Below are 15,773 nucleotides of genomic sequence, written 5' to 3' on the forward strand. Positions count from 1 at the left end.
CCCTCTTATCGACAAGGTTCTTCCCCCTCAACCTCGAAACAGAGGAAGAAAAACTTTCCGGTTAAGGGCGCCTTTACCCCCTTGGGCTAGGCTGCTGCCACGGAACAAGAAGAGGGGTAAGATGGCGCGCGACGGCGTTCCCATGCTGATGCTGATCGATGAAGAGCCTGCCCAGCGCAGGCTTGTGTCGGCGCTCGCCGCACGCGCCGGGTGGCGCACGATCTTCGCCAGTGACGGCGACATGGCGATCGCCATGCTCGGCACGCAGGACGGCATGCGGCTCGACGCGGTGCTGCTCGACCAGTGGATTCCGGGTCCGGAAGCCACTGGTCTCGTTCGCGAATTGCGCAGCCGCCGCCCCGCCCTGCCCATATTGATTCTGACCGCGCATAACAGTGTCGCGGTTGCCGTCGATGCAATGCGCGCTGGTGCGACGGACTATCTGGCCAAGCCGGTCGCACCCGAAAGGCTGCTTGCCGCGCTCAATGCCACCCTGTCGCAGGAGCATGGCAAGGGGGAGCTGCGCCCGCTCACCGAAAAAATCTCCGCCGCCCTTTCGTTCGAGGATGTGGTCGGCGCAGCGCCGCAATTCCGCGCCGCCCTCGCGATCGCGGCAAAGGCGGCGCGCGCCCGCGTGCCCGTCCTGATCGAAGGTGAAAGCGGCGTCGGCAAGGACGTCATCGCCCGCGCCATCCACGCCGCCTCGCCCCGCCACAAGCAGGCGATGGTGACCGTCAATTGCGGGGCCATCCCGGCAAACCTGGTCGAATCGGACCTGTTCGGCCATGAGCGCGGCGCCTTCACCGGCGCCTTCGAGCGTCAGGTCGGCAAGTTCGTCGCCGCCGACATGGGCACGATCTTCCTCGATGAAGTCAGCGAAATGCCGCTCGACGCTCAGGTGAAGCTGCTCCGCGTCCTTCAGGATGGCGAAGTACAGCCGCTGGGCGCGCGGCGGCCGGTCCATGTCGATGTGCGGATCATCGCCGCGACCAACAAGCGGCTGGTCGAAGAAATCGAAGCAGGCCGCTTCCGTGAAGACCTCTATTATCGCCTGAACGTCGTGCAGCTGACCATCCCGCCGCTGCGTGAGCGGATCGGCGACGTGCCCGCGCTCTGCCGCCATCTTCTGGCCCGCATCGCCACCCAGCCGGGCCTTCGGGGCCTTGGCCTGACCGACGACGCGCTCGCCCTGCTGATGCAGCATGAATGGCCGGGCAATGTGCGCCAGCTGCAAAACGCCCTCTTCCGCGCCGCCGTCCTGTGCGAAGGCGACGCCCTGACGCCGCAGGATTTCCCGCAGATCGCCGCGCATATCCGGACGCGCGCCAGTGGCGAGCCGCTCCATCCCCGCCCGCGCACCGTGCCGCAGACCCACCGGGAAGCGGCGGGCATCACCCTGTTCGAAGGCGACGGCCATGTCCGCCAGCTTGCAGAGATCGAAGCCGACGTCATCCGCCTCGCCATCGGCCATTATCGCGGCCGCATGACGGAGGTCGCCCGCCGCCTCGGCATCGGGCGCTCGACGCTCTACCGCAAGCTCGCCGAACTCGGGATCGACAGCGCCGCCTGAACGCCCGTCGCGGCACAGCGCTCATCCGCCGCTCGGCATCGTTGCGGCGTTGAAATGTCGGGCCGCCTATGCTTTGGACAGGGCATGAAAAAACTCAGCGAAGCCGCCCTCCTCTCCGTCCTCCTGCTGGCCGCCTGCGGACGCGCCGAGCCGGTGTCGGATATGCCAAGCCAGGAAGAACTGGCCGCCGCCGCCAACGCCGCCGCGGCCAAGGCGCTGGCGGAGGGCAAGGCGGAGGCCGCAGAGAACCGCAACTATGTGAATGACGATCGCGGCTTTTCGGTCAGCTTCCCCGAAGGCTGGGAGCAGGATGCTGCCGCAACCACTCCAGACGGCACGGTCTTTCAGGACCCCGGCGCAGGCGCCGACGTCCGCGTCTTCTGGCAGCGCAACGGAGAACAGCAGACGCTCCAGCAGGTCGTCCAGTCGATGAGCAGCGGTTCGGAAGGCGTCGATGGCGACTTCATCGCCGACAATGAATATCGCGGCACGGCCAATGATGGCGAGGGCAATAACGTCGCCGTGCGTCTGCTGCGCCAGCCGGACGGGGGGATCGTTACCGCCACCTTCGTTTACCCGGAGATGCTGAGCGAGCAATATCAGCCGATCGCGAAGAAGGTGCTGGATAGCTTGCGTGTTTTTGCGGCGAAGGGGGCAGTGGCGCACGTAGAGGCGGGGAATGCTGCGAACGCGGCGGAGCAATAGAGAAACCTCATCTCCCCTCCCGCCTGCGGGAGGGGCCGGGGGTGGGCACGCGCAACGTTAAATTCGGTTAAAGGCCAGCCCCGAAAGCCCGCTCCGCTCGCGCGCACCCCTAACCCCTCCCGCTTGCGGGAGGGGAACAAGATGGCTCAACCCATCACCGCCTCAGCCCTCGCAACAAGCGCCCGAGCCTCCTCAACATGCATCCCCTCGATCATGCGCCCTTCGAACCGCTCAGCCCCTCCCGTCGCCGCTTCGATCAGCCGACGGGCATCAGCCACCGCCTGCGCATCCGGCCCGAACACCTGGTTGGCGACCGGCACCTGACTCGGGTGGATCAGCGTCTTGCCGTCGAAACCCAACGCATGCCCGGCGGCGCATTCCGCTTCGAGCCCCGCTTCATCGTCCAGCCGGTTGAACACGCCATCGAACACCGCGATCCGCGCCGCCCGCGCGCTCAGGATCACGGACTGCAAGGCGAAGCTCAGCCCATCCCTGCCCGCCGAAGGGGGAATGCCCAGGTCCTGCCGCAGGTCATTGGTGCCCATGAACAGCCCGGCCGTGCCCTCTTCCGCCGCGATTGAGGTGGCGGCAAGAACGCCAGCCGCGCTCTCGATCATGGCGATGACCGGCTTCTGGCAGACGCTGAAAACGTCGCGCACCTGCTTGCCGCTTTCGACCTTGGGCAGGATGACATAGTTGGCGGCGGAACGCTTGACCGCGATCATTTCCGGGCCGTGCCACGCCGTCCCTTCGGCATTGATCCGCACGGCGCACAGCCGTTTGCCAAAGCCTTCGGCGGCGGCTTCGACCGCGTTGGCGCGCGCCTCTTCCTTCCGGTCGTCAGCCACCGCATCTTCCAGGTCCAGCATGACCATGTCGCAGGACAGCGTACGCACCTTGGCAATGGCGCGCTTGTTCGACGCTGGCAGAAACAGCAACGATCGGGCGTGGCGCAGCAACATGGCAGGTCTCCTTTTCGGGCTGGACGGCGGCGTGACGGTTTGACTTTCCCCCTTAACGAATCCGCGTCATAGTCAAGCGCTTCTTAAGGGGGAAAAAGATGCTGACGACCTTCGCGCTAACGGTGACTTTCCTGGTGCTCTTCTATCTGGCCGTGAGCGTCAAGGTGGTGCGTCAGGGCTATCAATATACCATAGAACGCTTCGGCCGTTTCACCGAAGTGGCGCGCCCCGGCCTCAATTTCTACCCCGCCTTCTTCTACGCCGTCGGGCGCAAGATCAACATGATGGAACAGGTGGTCGATATTCCGGGGCAGGAAATCATCACCAAGGACAATGCCATGGTGTCGGTCGATGGGGTCGTGTTCTTCCAGGTTCTGGACGCCGCGAAAGCCGCCTATGAAGTGTCTGAACTTTACGTCGCCATCATGCAGCTTGCGACCACCAATCTGCGCACGGTGATGGGGTCGATGGACCTCGACGAGACCCTGTCGAAGCGCGACGAGATCAACGCCCGCCTGCTGTCGGTGGTCGATCATGCCACCAACGCCTGGGGCATCAAGATCACGCGCGTCGAGCTCAAGGACATCCGCCCCCCCGCCGACATCGTCAACGCCATGGGTCGCCAGATGAAGGCGGAGCGTGAAAAGCGCGCCCTTATCCTCGAATCGGAAGGTTTGCGGGCCTCTGAGATCCTGAAGGCCGAAGGACAGAAGCAGAGCCAGATCCTCGAAGCCGAAGGCCGCCGCGAAGCCGCCTTCCGCGACGCCGAAGCCCGCGAACGCGAGGCCGAGGCAGAGGCCAAGGCGACGCAGATGGTGTCCGAGGCCATCGCGAACGGCAACGCACAGGCGATCAACTATTTCGTCGCCCAGAAATATGTCGATGCGGTGAGCCAGTTTGCGACGTCACCCAATGCCAAGACGATCCTCTTCCCCGTCGAGGCTACGCAACTGATCGGCACGCTGGGCGGCATCGGCGCACTTGCCAAGGAAGCCCTGGGCAATGACGGCGCGCCGCCCTCGCCCGCCGCTCCGCCTCGCCGCAGCCCCTTTGCGCAGGGTCAGGGCTGATGGATTGGCTCGGCATGCTGGACGATCATTGGGGCTGGCTGGTCTTCGCCGCCCTGCTCGGCGTCGCTGAGGTGATGATCCCCGGTGTGTTCCTGATCTGGGTCGCGTTGGCGGCAGCGGTGACGGGCCTTGTCGCGCTCCTGTTGCCGATCTCCATGCCCTTGCAACTGTTGCTGTTCGCGCTGCTCTGCCTGGTATCGGTGTGGGGCGGCCGCCGCTGGTATGTGGCCAATCCCGTGGACTCGCAGGACCCGTTGCTCAATGACCGGACAGCGAGGCTGATCGGCGAGGTCGTGCTGGTGGTCGAACCGATCGAAGCAGGCCGCGGACGCGTGAAGGTGGGCGACAGCGTCTGGTCCTGCCGCGGCCCCGACGCGCCAGCGGGGAGCCGGGTGCGCGTCATCGGGGCGGAGGCTTCGGTGCTACAGGTGGAACCGGCCTGACGGGGAAGTTCAGTCCTCTCCCCTCCCGCAGGCGGGAGGGCCGGGGAGTGGGCCAGCGCAACGCCCGAGAACGTCCTCCAACGGCACGCCCGGAAGCTGGCTCCGCTGGCACCCATCCCTCGCCTAACCTCCGGGGGGAATGACTTGCATGGGGTGGAAAGCGGATTGGCTGGTCTTGCGCAGTTGCGCTAAAAAGCAGACGTTCAAAAAAATTTGACGCCGGGGGTCGCGTGCGAAGAGCCTGTCTTGCAATCGCTGTTGTTTGCCTCGCTTCACCTGCATTGGCTCAACCTGTCGGATCGTTGGTCAAGGCCACTCTCACGCACGTTGAAGATGTTTCGGAGATGCCAAATGCTCCTCGGATATGTGTGGATACCGATTGCCAAATCATAATCGATGGCTCGTTTCGCATCACCTTCAAGGTAAACCGGCTGCTTGCAGGACCAAAGACCACAACTACGGTTTCTTGGATGCAAGCGTCAGCGCGCCCGCGAACGGGCGAACGATACTTTCTGGTCATTGAACCTTCGGAAGCCGGTCCAAAGATCGTGTGGACAGGGTCCGTCAGAAACGGGATGTGCATCGACTTCGCGGAGGCCGAACGACTCGGTCTTCGCGCCGAGATTGATAGGTTTCCGTGTCGCACTGATTAGCTCTGTGTCCAATTGTATGGACAGTGAAAAGCCATCCTGCTGTCCGCAATTGGTCGCGTGCGGCCAGTCTGCTTTCCTTCAACGGCGTGCCCGGAATCTCGCTCCGCTCGCGCCCACCCCTAACCCTTCAAACGAGTCACGCGCCTCGTTTGAACGCCTGCGGGAGGGGAACAGCGTGAGTTGCCCAGACCGAGCACACTCAACCCATAAACCAAAAAGGGCCAGCGTCGCCGCCAGCCCCTCTTGCACCAAAACTCTCCGCCCGCTTACCCCACAAACGCGCGCTCGATCACGAAAGCGCCCGGCGCCGCATTCGAGCCTTCGACGAAGCCTTCGGTCTCAAAATAAGCCGCGAACTGCTTGATCATTTCCATGCTGCCGCACATCATGATGCGGTCGGTCTCGGGATTGAACTTCTTGTCACCCGAAAGCCCTTCGAACAGCGCGCCATTCTCGACCAGCTTGTCGATCCGCACATTGTTGCGGAACGGCTCGCGCGTGACGGTCGGCACATAGTGGAACTGATTGGCAGCCTGCTCGGACACCAACGGGTCCTCCGCCAGCTTGCCTTCCATCTCGTCATGGAAAGCAAGGTCGCTGACCCGGCGAACCGAGTGGACAACGACGACTTCCTCATAAAAGTCATACACGTCCGGATCGCGCGCCAGGCTGAGAAACGGCGCAAGACCAGTGCCGGTCGACAGCATGAACAGCCGCTTGCCGGGCAGCAGCGCGTCGGTCACCAGCGTGCCGGTGGGCTTGCGGCCCAGATAGATCTGGTCGCCCGGCTGGATCAGCTGCAGCTTGGACGTCAGCGGCCCGTCCTGCACCTTGATCGACAGGAATTCCAGTTCCTCGTCCCAGGCCGGGCTAGCCACGGAATAGGCGCGCAGCAGCGGCTTGCCATTGTCGCCCTGCAATCCGATCATCACGAACTCGCCCGAACGGAAGCGGAAGCTTGCCGGGCGGCTGATGCGGAAGCTGAACAGATGCTCGTTCCAATGCCGGACAGACAGCACAGTTTCGACAGTCAGGGCGCCGGTCGGCTCCAGTACCGGCTTTTCGATCGTCACGTCGCTCAAAACCTTGTCTCCTGCCAAATCCCCTTCGCCAACGCCCGGTCAGGACGCCAGTTGCGTGGCTTTCGCAATAAGTGATGGCGGCGCGAATGCCTTTTCGGCCCCGTTAAGGCAAGGTGAAAAAACTTTCATGGCCGATAGCTGACGATCATGCCCTGCCAGCTTCCATCCGGTTTTTCAGCCGAACAGCCCCTTCGCGAGCCTGCTGAGTTCACCGATCGGGCTACCATCGCCATCGCTGTCGAACAGGCCGCCAAGCTTGCCCAGAATCGCCTCGGGGCCACCGAACTGCGCGAACAGTTCCTGCAACTTGTCCGCCGACACGCCATGCTCCGCTGCCGTGGTGGCGAGCGCCGCGACATCGGTTTCGCCAGAGGCGATCTTGCCGCCAATCTCCGCCATCAGCGCCTGCATCTGCTCGGCCGAAAGCCCCAGCTTCGCCGCCACTGCTTCCAATCCGCCCACGCTGTTTATCAGTTGGTCAAACATCGCCATAATCCCATTGAATTGGGCACCAGAATAGCACCGCAAGCTGCCGCCCGAAAGCAAAAGAGCCGGAAGCACTGCCCCCGGCTCTTTTTCAACCTTTGGAAGCGGGCAGCCCCGCCTGTCAGGCCGCCGTCAGCGCAGCCTGCCGCACCGATGCATCGACATGCTCTTCAAACTGGGCGAAATTGTCGACAAACTGCTTCACCAGCTTGCCCGCCGTCTCGTCATAGGCCGCCTGATCGGCCCAAGTCGCGCGTGGATCGAGGATCGTCGCATCAACGCCCGGCACCGCAACCGGCACCTCAAACCCGAAATTGGGATCGACCCGGAACTCGGCATCGTTAAGGCTACCGTCCAGCGCCGCGTTCAACAGCGCGCGCGTCACCTTGATCGGCATGCGCTTGCCAACGCCATATTTGCCGCCGGTCCAACCGGTGTTGACCAGCCAGCAGGTCACGCCGCCCTTGTTGATCCGGTCCTTGAGCAGATTGCCGTAGACCGAAGGATGACGCGGCATGAAAGGCGCACCGAAGCAGGTGGAGAAGGTCGCCGAAGGCTCCGTCACGCCGATTTCCGTACCCGCCACGCGCGCGGTGTAGCCCGACAGGAAATGATACATCGCCTGATCCGGGGTCAGCCGCGCGATCGGCGGCAGAACGCCATAGGCGTCGGCCGTCAGGAAGATGATGTTCTTCGGCACCGGACCCAGATTCTTTTCCGACGCATTCGGAATGAAGTCGATCGGGTAGGAACCACGGCTGTTTTCAGCCAGGCTGTTGTCGTCCAGGTCGATCTCGCGCGTATCCTCGTCGATCACCACATTTTCCAGCACGGTGCCGAACCGCTTGGTGGTCGCGAAGATCTCCGGCTCGGCTTCGGCCGACAGGTTGATCATCTTGGCATAGCAGCCGCCCTCGAAGTTGAAGACAGCGGTATCCGACCAGCCATGTTCATCGTCGCCGATCAGCGTGCGGCTGGCATCGGCCGACAGGGTCGTCTTGCCGGTGCCCGACAGGCCGAAGAAGACCGCCGTGTCGCCGTTCGGGCCGATATTGGCCGAACAGTGCATGGGCATCACGCCCTTGACCGGCAGCAGATAGTTGAGGATGCCGAAGACCGACTTCTTCATTTCGCCAGCATATTTGGTGCCGCCGATCAGGATCAGCTTTTCGCTAAAATTGACCGCGATCACCGTTTCGCTGCGCGATCCGTGACGCGCCGGGTCCGCCTGGAAGGTCGGCAGATCGATGATCGTATATTCAGGCGCAAAGCCGCGCAGCTCTTCCTGGCTGGGGCGCACGAGCAGCGTGCGGATGAACAAATTGTGCCAGGCGAGTTCGTTGATGACGCGCACATTCACGCGATGCTCGGGCTGCGAACCGCCGAACAGGTCAGCGACGTAGAGCTTGTTCTTTTCGCCCAGCGCCTTGAGAAAATCTTCCTTCAGCGCGGCGAAATGCTCCGGCGTCATGGGAACGTTCGTCTTGCCCCACCATACCGTGGATTCGGTCTCGGCGTCCTTGACGATGAACTTGTCGTTGGCCGAACGGCCGGTGTGCTTGCCTGTCTTCACGACCAGCGGGCCATCCTTCGACAGGACGCCCTCACCATTTGCGATGGCAGCTTCGACGAGCGGCGCGGTGCCGAGATTCCAATGCAATTCAGCGGTCGTGGAAATGCCCTGCTGATCCAGGGTAATTGAGGATTTGGCCTGCACGCCTTAGCTCCTGATGTGATTACTCCGGCTCGCCAACAACGAACGCTTGCGACCGATCCGCTCCCAGCGCCGCTCTCCCTTATGGGCGGCGACATTCCTGCAGATGGGAGGCCCAATAAGCCTTTGCACCCCCAGCGTCAAATCCCGCCAGCAAGCCGTTTGTCCCAGATTAAGGGACGAAAACCGCATAATTGCCGTCCTACCCCTTTCTTGCGAGCGGGACAGGCATCGTCTAACGCTGGACAGGAAGGCCTGAGCAGGGCGGCCAAGATCATTGGGAAGAAGTATGACTCCAACCATCGCCCTTGTGGATGATGACAAGAATATCCTGACTTCCGTGTCCATCGCGCTGCAGGCCGAAGGCTTCATGACGCGCCTCTATTCGGACCCGGAGGCAGCGCTGAAGGCGTTGCTCGACAATCCGGCCGACCTTGCCGTGTTCGACATCAAGATGCCGGGCATGGATGGTCTGGAACTGCTGCGGCGCCTACGTGAGAAGAGCCAGATGCCGGTGATCTTCCTGACGTCCAAGGCCGATGAGCTGGACGAAGCGCTGGGCCTCGCCATGGGTGCCGACGATTATATCGCCAAGCCCTTTTCGCAACGCCTGCTGATCGCCCGCATCCGCGCCATCCTGCGCCGGGCGGAGGTGGGCCGGATGGCCGATGCCAGTGACGAGCCCGCAGCCGACCCGATCATCCGCGGACGGCTTGAAATGGACCCCGCCCGGCATCGCGTCAAATGGATGGGTCAGGATGTGACGTTGACGGTCACGGAATTCCTGATCCTCGAAACACTTGCGGCGCGCCCCGGCGTCGTCAAGAACCGCAACCAGTTGATGGATGCTGCGTATCAGGATGACGTCTATGTCGACGACCGCACCATCGACAGCCACATCAAGCGGCTCCGCCGCAAATTCCGAGAGGCCGATCCTGAATTCAACGCAATCGATACGCTCTATGGCGCCGGATACCGATTCTCCGAAGAGTGATCCGCGGGACGGCGGGTTGCGTTGGTCGGGCCGGATCAGCCTGACGCCGCGCATCCTGGCGGTCAACGTGTTCGCGCTGGCCCTGCTGGCGGGCGGCTTCTTCTATCTGGACAGCTATCGCACCCGGATCGTGGACGCGCGCCTCGACCAGTCCGCGCGCGAGCTGAAGCTGCTGGCGATCGGCCTGGAGACAGCACCGGCCGAACGGCACAATGCGCTGATCGCAGCCTATGCCCGGCAGACGCGCGATCGCGTTCGCCGCTATGGACCGGACGGACGACTGATCGCCGACAGCTTTGCGATGGATGCTCCTCGTTATCGGCTGACCCTGCCGTCGGAAGAAGGGTGGCGGCGCCATGTCGCGCGTTTTCTGGATAAGGCGGTGGACCGCGTCGTCTTTGCTGACCGACCGCCCAATTTCGAAGAACCTGCCGTCGATCGCGCCGATGCCTGGCCGGAGCTGCTGCTCGCCCGCAAGACAGGCCAGCCGCAGGCGATGAACCGCTATGCGCCCGACCGCACCTTCATGATTTCGGCTGCAACCGGCTTGAAGGATGGCGGCAGCCTGCTCGCGACCGAAAATGCCCGCGACATCACCCGGACGGTGCGCGCCGAACGTCTGAGGCTGGGCATCGTGATCGCCACGGCCGTGCTGGCTTCGGTGCTGCTGTCGCTTTTCCTCGCCCGGACCATTGTGCAGCCGCTGCAACGCCTCGCCCGCGCGGCGGTACGCGTCCGCCTCGGCCGCGCGCGCGAGGTGACGGTGCCCCGCCTGCCCGAACGACGCGACGAGATCGGCATGCTCGCCCGCGCGTTGTCCGACATGAGCCACGCGCTGCGCCAGCGGATCGACGCCACCGACGCCTTTGCCGCCGATGTCAGCCATGAGCTCAAAAACCCCATCGCCTCGCTCCGCTCCGCTCTCGACGCGCTGGAACGGATCGACAAGCCGGAACTGCGCGATCAGCTGATGGCGATCGCGCAGGACGATGTCCGGCGGCTGGACCGGCTCGTTACCGACATTGCCGAAGCCTCCCGCATCGATGCGCAGTTGTCGCGCACGCGGTTCGAGCCGATCGACCTTGGCCTGCTGATCGAACGCATGGTGGTGGCCCGCGAGGCACGGGGCGTTCCCCGCGGCGTCCGCCTCGCTTTCGCCCGCCCGCGCAAGGATGTCGCCGTCGTGCTTGGCGAAGAGCAACGCCTGCTCCGCGTGCTCGACAATCTTATCGACAACGCCATCTCCTTCTCACCCGATGGGGGGCTGGTGCAGATCGTCGCGACCGTGGCCGATCATGAAGTGCTGGTCAGCGTTGAGGATGAAGGCCCCGGCGTACCTGAGTCCCAGCGCGAGCATGTCTTCCGCCGCTTTCACAGCGTCCGCCCGGAAACGGAGGGCTTCGGCAAGCATTCAGGCCTTGGCCTCGCCATCGCCCGATCGATCGTCGAAGGGCATCAGGGCAAGATCAGCATTGCCGACCGCGAAGATAATCAGCAGGGCGCCTGTTTCATGCTGCGCCTGCCCATGGGTGTGGAACGCGACCCCGGCATTGTCTCGGAATAGGACGGCCGCTCGAAGTTTTTGACCTTTGCGTGAATTCTTCGCGTCAATTCGATTCACACGCGCCGTCTCAAGGTCTAGGATGCGTTCAGGGACATGGTGGCGCAAGACTCAACCGAAACAATGCATGCGACAAGCGTCGCGATAGACGGGCGGGCCGTGCTGATCTGCGGCGCGAGCGGCGCGGGCAAATCGGATCTCGCCCTGCGCCTGATCGACCGTGGCGCCACGCTCATCAGCGACGACTACACCATCGTGCGATCCAGCGGGGGGCAGCTGGAGGCGTCCGCGCCAGCCACGATCGCCGGAAAGATGGAGGTGCGCGGCGTCGGCGTCGTGGATTTGCCGTCGATCGACGGGGCGCGGCTGGCGTTGATCATCGACCTGTCGCAGGACATTGATCGCATGCCGGGCGACCCGGAAGAATGGCTCGTCGCCGGTGCTCCCCTGCCGGTGGTCAAGGTTTCACCTTTCGAAGCATCGGCGCCGATCAAGGTCGAACTCGCGCTCAAAACGATGGGGCTGGCGTGACCGCACGGACGCCCAAGACCATCCTGCTGGTGTCCGGCCTTTCCGGCGCGGGCAAGACGACGGCGCTCAAGACGCTGGAGGATATGGGCTGGGAAGTCGTCGATAACCTTCCCCTCCTCCTGCTTGAGCGGCTGTTGGACACGCCCGTGCCCGCCGGTCACGAGGAACTGGATGATCGTCCGCTGGCGCTCGGCATCGACGCGCGCACCCGTGGGTTCGATGCGCAAACGATCGTTCAGCGCATAAAGGCCCTGCGAACGCGCCAGGGCCATGACGTCGAGACACTTTTTCTCGATTGTTCCGACATGGAGCTGGAGCGCCGCTTTGCCGAAACGCGCCGCCGTCACCCCTTGGCGTCCGATCGCCCCGCAACCCACGGTCTCGCCCGCGAACGGGAGCTGACCGATCCGCTGCGCCGCTGGGCCAGCCATGTCATCGACACGACCAGCCTGACCAGCAACGGGCTGCAACAGGAAATCCGCAACCGCTTTTCGCGCGAGGGGCTGTCTGCCCCGGTGCTGACGATCATGTCGTTCGGCTTTTCGCGGGGCGTTCCGCTGAACGCAGACCTTGTCTTCGACATGCGCTTCCTGCGCAATCCGCATTGGGAAGCGGAACTGAAGCCCAAGACCGGGCTGGACCCCGATGTCGCCGCCTATATCGTCGAAGACCCTGCCTATGAGGAGGCCGTGCGCCGGATAGAGGAACTGCTGGCCCTGCTCATTCCACGCTATCAGGACAGCGGCAAATCCTATGTGACCGTCGCTTTCGGCTGCACCGGCGGACGGCACCGTTCGGTCCATGTCGCCGAACGGGTCGCCAAATACTTGCAAGAGGCGGGCTTTTCGCCCACGGTCTCGCACCGCAATATGGAATCAGCGCCCCAGGATAGTCTGGAGAAGCGCGAGCCGGGAGGCCCGAAAGCTTAAATCATGAAACAATGTGGGCCGGTAAGTAGATGATAGGACTTGTTCTCGTCACTCATGGGTCGCTGGCGACGGAATTCGTCGTCGCGATGGAGCATGTGGTCGGTCCGCAGCAGCAGATCGCGACCATCTGCATCGGTCCGGAAGACGATATGGAGGTGCGCCGCGCCGACATCGCATCGGCGGTGGAGCGGGTGAATGACGGTTCGGGCGTCATCCTGCTCACCGACCTGTTCGGCGGCACCCCGTCCAACCTTGCCATATCGCTGCTGAAGGCGGGCGAGATCGAGGTTATCGCGGGCATCAACCTGCCCATGCTCATCCGCCTGGAAAGCGCGCGCAAGGTCATGGACGTGCGCCAGGCCGTCGCCGCCGCGCGCGAAGCGGGCCAAAAATATATCAGCGTCGCATCCGAATTGTTGGGCAGCACCACATGAGCGAAATCAGTCAGGAAGTCCTGATCAGCAACAAGCGCGGCCTCCACGCGCGCGCCAGCGCCAAGTTCGTGACGCTGGCCAGCGGCCTTCCCGCCCAGATCACCGTGCGCAAGGATGGCAGCGAAGTGACCGGCACATCGATCATGGGCCTCATGATGCTGGGCGCGGCGCTGGGCGATTCGATCGTCATCAGCGCCACCGGCCCCAATGCGGAAGAAGCGCTGGGAAAGCTGGTCACGCTGGTCGAAGACAAGTTCGGCGAAGAATAGCTCTTCCGCGCTCCGCCCCGGCCCGATAGAGAGGCCGCCTCGTCCCAAGGAGGAAAGCAGGCGCAGTGGCACGCGAGATCACCGGATTTTCCAACCCGCTGGTGAAGCGTGTCCGCAGCTTGCGCGAAAAGAAGTTCCGCAAGGCCGAAGGGCTGTTCCTGGCCGAGGGCTTACGCATCCTCACCGAAGCGCGCGAGGAAGGCGTGCTGCCGGAAATGCTGTTCCACGCCGGGTCCACACATCCCCTCGCCGCAGACCTGATCGCGGCGATGGAGGCATCGGGCGGCGACGTCATCGAAACCACGCCGGACATTCTTTCGAAGATTTCCGGCAAGGATAATGCCCAGGCCGTGGTCGGCGTCTATCGCGACCGCCTCACCCCCCTGGCAAAGCTCGACCGAAGCAAGGCCGACATCTGGATCGTCGCCCAGTCGCTCCGCGATCCCGGCAATCTTGGCACCATATTGCGCACCGGCGACGCGGTCGGCGCTGGCGGCCTCATCCTGATCGACGATTGTGTCGACCCCTTCTCAGTAGAGTCCGTCCGAGCAAGCATGGGCGCGCTCTTCACCCAATCGATCAGCCAGGCGCGCTGGGGCGAATTCTTGGCGTGGCTGCGGCAGGGGCCGGGCGAACTCATCGGCACCAGCCTCAAGGCCACGCAGGATTATCAGGAGCCGCGCTATGCCAGCCCCTCTTTCCTGCTCGTCGGCAACGAAGCGCAGGGCCTGCCCGAATCGTACGAGGCCGAGTGCGACCAGCTGGTGAAGATGCCGATGCTGGGCAAGGCCGACAGCCTGAACGCGGCCGTCGCCTGCGCCGTGATGGCTTACGAACTGCTGAACCAGAAACGAGCGAAGAAGACTTAAGACATGGCAAGGGGCGGGGAAGACATGGCTGCGGACGGAATAGGCGCGATGCTGCGCCACAAGCGGGTGCTGGCGGCCAGCCTGATCGGCACGGCGGTCGAATTTTACGACTTCTACATCTACGCCACCGCCGCCAGCCTCGTGTTCGGCCCCCTCTTCTTCCCCGCCTCCTCCCCTTCGGCGCAGTTGCTCGCCGCTTATGGCTCCCTCGCCCTCGCCTTCTTCGCCCGACCCCTGGGCGCGGCGGTGTTCGGCCATTATGGCGATCGCATCGGCCGCAAGGCGACGCTCGTCACCTCGCTCATGCTGATGGGCGGATCGACGCTCGCCATCGGTTTCCTACCGACTTACCAGATGATCGGCTGGTGGGCGCCGCTCATCCTCTGCATCCTGCGCTTCGGTCAGGGCTTTGGCCTCGGCGGAGAATGGGGCGGCGCGGCGCTGCTGGCGGTCGAAAACGCCCCGCCCGGATGGCGCGCGCGCTTCGGCATGTTCCCCCAGCTCGGCGCACCGGTCGGCTTCCTGGCCGCCAACGGCCTGTTCCTGATCCTCGGCATGTTCCTGACGGACAAGGATTTCTTCGCCTGGGGCTGGCGCCTGCCCTTCCTCGGCAGCGCGGTGCTGGTGTTCCTTGGCCTCTGGGTCCGCCTGAAACTCACCGAAACGCCGGAGTTCGCCGCCGCGCAAGCCGAAGCGCCACCCCCCGCGCTCCCTCTCGCAACGCTCCTCTCCAATCACCTCGGCGCCGCGATCGCGGGCACCTTCGCCGTCGTCGCCTGCTTCGCGGTCTATTATATCGCGACCGCCTTCGCGCTCGGCTACGGCACCACCACCCTCAAGATCGATCGCGAGACCTTCCTGGCGATCCAGCTCGGTGCGATCCTGTTCATGGCTCTCAGCATCGTCATCGCGGGATGGTGGGCGGACAAGACCAGTCCCACCCGCGTGCTCGTCGCAGGCTGCATCGGCACCGTCCTCATGGGCGTCATCTTCGGCCCCGCCATGGGCACGGGCCAGCTGCTGCCGATCTTCCTGATTCTCAGCCTGGCGCTGTTTCTGATGGGCTTCGTCTACGGGCCGCTGGGCGCGTATCTGCCCCACCTCTTCCCGGTCCAGCTACGCTACACGGGCGCATCCTTCTCCTTCAACCTCGGCGGCATCATTGGCGGCGCGCTCGCCCCGATCGTCGCAACCTGGCTGATCCAGGTGCAGGGCGTGGCACTCGTCGGCCTCTATATGTCGGCGGCGGCAGCAATCAGCCTGGGTGGGCTGTGGTTCACGAGCCGACAACCAGCCTGATCGTGGCACGGCAGCGCTAGGTCACCCGCCAGACTTGCACCCAGCCCGGGAACCGGTTATCCCCATCTCTGCGGACCGGGCCCCTCTGGCGCTGCTTCTCCTTGGAAGCGACGTGATGTCGGACCGCATCGGGTGACACCGGTGCAGGTTCCTTATCCCTCCCTGTCATCCGATCGAGCGAAACGCACGAAAGAGGATGGCA

Annotated in this window: 16 protein-coding genes; 12 read left to right on the forward strand and 4 right to left on the reverse strand. The window is 63.8% G+C overall.

Annotated elements, in window-relative coordinates; all coding sequences use genetic code 11:
- Positions 1–121: 121 nt before the first annotated feature.
- Both AC6JBC_RS10890 and AC6JBC_RS10895 read left to right on the forward strand, forming a co-directional pair.
- A complete protein-coding gene (locus AC6JBC_RS10890) occupies positions 122–1,570 on the forward strand; it encodes a sigma-54-dependent transcriptional regulator (protein ID WP_498024240.1) in 1,449 nt (482 codons plus the stop codon).
- Between the two features lie 84 nt (positions 1,571–1,654).
- A complete protein-coding gene (locus tag AC6JBC_RS10895; protein WP_498024242.1) occupies positions 1,655–2,275 on the forward strand; it encodes a hypothetical protein in 621 nt (206 codons plus the stop codon).
- 146 nt (positions 2,276–2,421) lie between these two features.
- Here the strand turns inward: AC6JBC_RS10895 and AC6JBC_RS10900 are convergent, their stop codons facing one another.
- Positions 2,422–3,237, reverse strand: a complete 816-nt coding sequence (locus AC6JBC_RS10900; protein ID WP_498024244.1) for an HpcH/HpaI aldolase/citrate lyase family protein — start codon at positions 3,235–3,237, stop codon at positions 2,422–2,424.
- 98 nt (positions 3,238–3,335) lie between these two features.
- Between AC6JBC_RS10900 and AC6JBC_RS10905 the strand changes: the two genes are divergently transcribed.
- On the forward strand, positions 3,336–4,307 hold the full coding sequence (locus AC6JBC_RS10905) for an SPFH domain-containing protein (RefSeq protein ID WP_498024245.1): 972 nt from the start codon (positions 3,336–3,338) through the stop codon (positions 4,305–4,307).
- Positions 4,307–4,750, forward strand: coding sequence for an NfeD family protein (locus AC6JBC_RS10910; protein ID WP_498024247.1), 444 nt, complete (start codon positions 4,307–4,309; stop codon positions 4,748–4,750). The genes AC6JBC_RS10905 and AC6JBC_RS10910 overlap by 1 nt, the downstream gene beginning before the upstream one ends.
- 919 nt (positions 4,751–5,669) lie before the next feature.
- Here AC6JBC_RS10910 and AC6JBC_RS10915 read toward each other — a convergent pair.
- The 3 genes from AC6JBC_RS10915 to AC6JBC_RS10925 all read right to left on the reverse strand — a co-directional run bounded on the left by AC6JBC_RS10915 (position 5,670) and on the right by AC6JBC_RS10925 (position 8,688).
- The gene (locus AC6JBC_RS10915; protein WP_464788210.1) at positions 5,670–6,485 is read right to left on the reverse strand and encodes a ferredoxin--NADP reductase; all 816 of its coding nucleotides are present in this window, start codon (positions 6,483–6,485) and stop codon (positions 5,670–5,672) included.
- A gap of 174 nt (positions 6,486–6,659) precedes the next feature.
- Positions 6,660–6,977 (reverse strand): hypothetical protein, encoded by a 318-nt coding sequence (locus AC6JBC_RS10920; RefSeq protein WP_498024249.1) that lies wholly within the window; start codon positions 6,975–6,977, stop codon positions 6,660–6,662.
- A 115-nt stretch (positions 6,978–7,092) separates the two neighbouring features.
- Positions 7,093–8,688: a phosphoenolpyruvate carboxykinase gene (locus AC6JBC_RS10925; protein WP_498024250.1), complete on the reverse strand. Its 1,596-nt coding sequence runs from the start codon at positions 8,686–8,688 to the stop codon at positions 7,093–7,095.
- Positions 8,689–8,974: 286 nt separating this feature from the next.
- Here AC6JBC_RS10925 and AC6JBC_RS10930 point away from each other — a divergent pair, with 286 nt between their 5' ends.
- The 8 genes from AC6JBC_RS10930 to AC6JBC_RS10965 all read left to right on the forward strand — a co-directional run bounded on the left by AC6JBC_RS10930 (position 8,975) and on the right by AC6JBC_RS10965 (position 15,571).
- Positions 8,975–9,679: a response regulator gene (locus AC6JBC_RS10930; protein WP_464788208.1), complete on the forward strand. Its 705-nt coding sequence runs from the start codon at positions 8,975–8,977 to the stop codon at positions 9,677–9,679.
- Entirely contained in the window at positions 9,648–11,243 is a 1,596-nt protein-coding gene (locus tag AC6JBC_RS10935; RefSeq protein ID WP_464788207.1) for a sensor histidine kinase, read from the forward strand. Before AC6JBC_RS10930 ends, AC6JBC_RS10935 begins: the two co-directional genes overlap by 32 nt.
- A 93-nt stretch (positions 11,244–11,336) precedes the next feature.
- On the forward strand, positions 11,337–11,771 hold the full coding sequence (locus AC6JBC_RS10940) for an HPr kinase/phosphorylase (protein ID WP_464788206.1): 435 nt from the start codon (positions 11,337–11,339) through the stop codon (positions 11,769–11,771).
- The gene (gene rapZ / locus AC6JBC_RS10945) at positions 11,768–12,700 is read left to right on the forward strand and encodes an RNase adapter RapZ (RefSeq protein WP_498024252.1); all 933 of its coding nucleotides are present in this window, start codon (positions 11,768–11,770) and stop codon (positions 12,698–12,700) included. The genes AC6JBC_RS10940 and rapZ overlap by 4 nt, the downstream gene beginning before the upstream one ends.
- Before the next feature lie 29 nt (positions 12,701–12,729).
- Positions 12,730–13,134, forward strand: coding sequence for a PTS sugar transporter subunit IIA (locus AC6JBC_RS10950; protein ID WP_097091003.1), 405 nt, complete (start codon positions 12,730–12,732; stop codon positions 13,132–13,134).
- The gene (locus tag AC6JBC_RS10955; RefSeq protein ID WP_464788204.1) at positions 13,131–13,403 is read left to right on the forward strand and encodes an HPr family phosphocarrier protein; all 273 of its coding nucleotides are present in this window, start codon (positions 13,131–13,133) and stop codon (positions 13,401–13,403) included. The genes AC6JBC_RS10950 and AC6JBC_RS10955 overlap by 4 nt, the downstream gene beginning before the upstream one ends.
- A 65-nt stretch (positions 13,404–13,468) precedes the next feature.
- Entirely contained in the window at positions 13,469–14,272 is an 804-nt protein-coding gene (locus AC6JBC_RS10960; RefSeq protein ID WP_498024254.1) for a TrmH family RNA methyltransferase, read from the forward strand.
- A gap of 3 nt (positions 14,273–14,275) precedes the next feature.
- Positions 14,276–15,571 carry an MFS transporter gene (locus tag AC6JBC_RS10965; protein WP_498024256.1) on the forward strand — a complete coding sequence of 432 codons (1,296 nt, stop codon included), beginning with the start codon at positions 14,276–14,278 and terminating at the stop codon, positions 15,569–15,571.
- Positions 15,572–15,773: the final 202 nt, after the last annotated feature.

The organism is Sphingobium sp. RC1 (genome assembly GCF_059738765.1).

Excerpts from the sequence above, each read along its gene's own strand:
- AC6JBC_RS10955 (WP_464788204.1), top strand. The coding sequence starts at position 13,131 with ATGAGCGAAATCAGTCAGGAAGTCCTGATCAGCAACAAGCGCGGCCTC.
- AC6JBC_RS10935 (WP_464788207.1), top strand. The coding sequence starts at position 9,648 with ATGGCGCCGGATACCGATTCTCCGAAGAGTGATCCGCGGGACGGCGGG.
- AC6JBC_RS10895 (WP_498024242.1), top strand. The coding sequence starts at position 1,655 with ATGAAAAAACTCAGCGAAGCCGCCCTCCTCTCCGTCCTCCTGCTGGCC.
- AC6JBC_RS10965 (WP_498024256.1), top strand. The coding sequence starts at position 14,276 with ATGGCAAGGGGCGGGGAAGACATGGCTGCGGACGGAATAGGCGCGATG.
- AC6JBC_RS10910 (WP_498024247.1), top strand. The coding sequence starts at position 4,307 with ATGGATTGGCTCGGCATGCTGGACGATCATTGGGGCTGGCTGGTCTTC.
- AC6JBC_RS10940 (WP_464788206.1), top strand. The coding sequence starts at position 11,337 with ATGGTGGCGCAAGACTCAACCGAAACAATGCATGCGACAAGCGTCGCG.
- AC6JBC_RS10900 (WP_498024244.1), bottom strand. The coding sequence starts at position 3,237 with ATGTTGCTGCGCCACGCCCGATCGTTGCTGTTTCTGCCAGCGTCGAAC.
- AC6JBC_RS10950 (WP_097091003.1), top strand. The coding sequence starts at position 12,730 with ATGATAGGACTTGTTCTCGTCACTCATGGGTCGCTGGCGACGGAATTC.
- AC6JBC_RS10905 (WP_498024245.1), top strand. The coding sequence starts at position 3,336 with ATGCTGACGACCTTCGCGCTAACGGTGACTTTCCTGGTGCTCTTCTAT.
- AC6JBC_RS10930 (WP_464788208.1), top strand. The coding sequence starts at position 8,975 with ATGACTCCAACCATCGCCCTTGTGGATGATGACAAGAATATCCTGACT.
- AC6JBC_RS10920 (WP_498024249.1), bottom strand. The coding sequence starts at position 6,977 with ATGGCGATGTTTGACCAACTGATAAACAGCGTGGGCGGATTGGAAGCA.
- AC6JBC_RS10890 (WP_498024240.1), top strand. The coding sequence starts at position 122 with ATGGCGCGCGACGGCGTTCCCATGCTGATGCTGATCGATGAAGAGCCT.